Raw genomic sequence first — 2405 nt, forward strand, 5'->3', positions numbered from 1 at the left:
GCCGCGAAGGGCTCCAGCGACCTGGACCTGCGCTACCAGAAGTTCGACCCCATTGGCACGGGGCCGCTGGGGACGGTCTTCAAGGGCCGCTACAACGCCCTGGGGCTGGACATCTGCATCAAGGAGCTGAAGGACATCTTCGCCTACTTCTCCTTCCTGCAGCGCGGTGAGGTGCTCAAGCGCCTGAAGAAGGAGCTGTGCGCGCAGGCGCAGGTGCGCCACCCGGCCGTGGTGCAGATCCTCGACCAGAACGTGGACTCGGCGCGGCCCTACTTCGTGGTGGAGCTGATGCGCGGCAGCCTGAAGGAGCGGCTGGAGGCGGCCGGCGGCAAGGGCATTGATGTGCAGCACGCGCTGCGCACCTTCCTGCAGCTGGCGTACGGACTGAAGGCCGCGCACGCCGCGGGGCTCACCCACCACAACATCAAGCCGGAGAACGTCCTCTTCGACGCGTACGGCAACGCGAAGCTCGCGGACTTCGGCATGAGCCGCGTGGTGGAGGTGGACGCGACGAAGGGCATGCCCCAGGTGTTCGTGGGCACGGGCGGCATGGTCTACATGGCGCCGGAGCTGATGAACAAGGGCGTCCAGGAGGCGGGTCCCGCCGCGGACGTGTACGCCCTGGGCATCCTGCTCTACGAGATGTTCACCGGTCAGATTCCGGGCCGCCGCTCGCCGCTGCCGTCGGAGGTGAACCCGGAGGCGCCCAGCGGGTTGGATCAGCTCTTCGACAAGGCCACGCAGGACCGGCGCGAGCAGCGCTACCCGGACGTGGACGCGATGCTGGCGGACTTCTACAAGGCCTTCCCGGAGCGCGAGTACCTGGACCGCGGCGCGCTCATCCTGTCGTCGGATCCGCAGGAGTAGTCGCAGGCCGGGCAGGCGGGCCTCCTCGCGAGGCTCGCCCGTGCCCGCGGAGACCTGTCAGACTGCGGTGCGCCCATGTCCACGCGCCCCTCTGACAGCGTCCTCCTCACCGTCACCGGCAGGGACGGCCCCGACACCACCGCCCGCCTCACCGGCCTGCTCGCGAAAGCAGGCGCGGAGCTGCTCGACGTGGAGCAGGTGGTGGTGCAGGGCCTGCTCACCCTGGCCCTCTGGGTGCGCCTGCCCGGCGGCGAGTCCCTCCAGGCGCTCCCCGAGCTGGCCCGGGAGCTGGGCGTCACGGTGGACGTGCGCGCGGTGCCTCCGGCCATCACGTCTCCAGCGCCGGGGCCGGAGCCGCTGCGCTACGTCGTCACCGCGGTGGGCAAGGCGCTGGGCGTGCACGACGTGCATGCGCTGACGCAACAGCTGGTGGCGGGCAACGCGCGCGTGGAGCGAATCACCCGGCTGAGCGAGACGCCGCTCGCGGCGGTGGAGCTGCACGTCACGCTGCCGCCGGATGCCGACACGGCGGCGCTCAAGCGCGCGCTGCTGGCGCTGTCCATGGCGAGCCCCACGTTCGACGTCGCCCTCCAGCGCGAGAGCCTCTACCGGCGCGGCAAGCGGATGGTGGTGATGGACATGGACTCCACGCTCATCCGCATCGAGGTCATCGACGAGCTGGCGCGCGCGTACGGCGTCCACGCGAAGGTGGCCGCCATCACCGAGCGCGCGATGCACGGGGAGATGGACTACGACGAGTCCCTGCGCCAGCGCGTGGCGCTGCTCGCCGGGCTGGACGCGCGCGTGCTGCACGAACTGGCCGCGAACCTGCCGCTCACCGAAGGAGCGGAGACGCTCATCCGCGTGCTCCGGCGCCTGGGCTACCGCACCGCGGTCATCAGCGGCGGCTTCTCCGTGGCGGCCGAGGCGCTCCAGAAGCGGCTGGGCATCGACTTCGCGTACTCCAACACGCTGGAGGTCCAGGACGGGAAGCTCACCGGCCGCACCGTGGGCACCATCGTCAACGCGCGCCGCAAGGCGGAGCTCTTGGAGACGCTGGCGAGAGCGGAGGGCATCCTGCTGGAGCAGGTCATCGCCGTGGGTGACGGGGCCAATGACCTGCTGATGCTGGAGAAGGCGGGGCTGGGCATCGCCTTCCGCGCCAAGCCGAAGCTGCGCGAGGCCGCCGACACGTCCATCTCCGCCGGCGGGCTGGACACCATCCTCACGCTGCTGGGGCTCACCGCGCGCGAGCTGCGCGAGGTGGGCTGAAACAAAACAAGACAGGGTCAGACGCGCATGCGCGCGGCCAGCTCGCGCTGCTGCACGGCGCCCTTCTCGAAGACGAGCTCCAGCAGGGCGCGCAGAATCTTGGAGCTCTTCTCCTGGTTCTGCTGCACCGTCTGCAGGCGGGCCAGGTCCTCCTCGGTCCACTCGTTGGTGGGCGAGCCGCCCGCGAGGATTTCATCCAGGATGTCCGAGGCGCTGGAGCCCGCGCTCGCCGGGGCGGGCGCGGGGGCCGCGCGCGCGGCGGGAGC

2 protein-coding genes and 1 pseudogene are annotated in these 2405 nt (G+C 70.8%); 2 read left to right on the plus strand and 1 reads right to left on the minus strand.

Going from position 1 to position 2405, the window contains the following annotated elements; translation table 11 throughout:
- Window positions 1-867, plus strand: an 867-nt coding sequence (locus D7Y21_RS41025) for a serine/threonine-protein kinase (protein WP_147469536.1), incomplete at its 5' end; no start/stop codon positions are given.
- Window positions 868-942: 75 nt separating this feature from the next.
- Complete coding sequence (gene serB, locus D7Y21_RS41030) at window positions 943-2139, plus strand: phosphoserine phosphatase SerB (protein ID WP_121718603.1); 1197 nt, start codon at window positions 943-945, stop codon at window positions 2137-2139.
- Window positions 2140-2156: 17 nt separating this feature from the next.
- Here serB and D7Y21_RS41035 read toward each other — a convergent pair.
- Window positions 2157-2405, minus strand: a pseudogene (locus D7Y21_RS41035) (hypothetical protein); the annotation flags it as partial.

This window comes from Corallococcus sp. AB045 (assembly GCF_003668895.1).
Classification (GTDB): Bacteria; Myxococcota; Myxococcia; order Myxococcales; family Myxococcaceae; genus Corallococcus; species Corallococcus coralloides.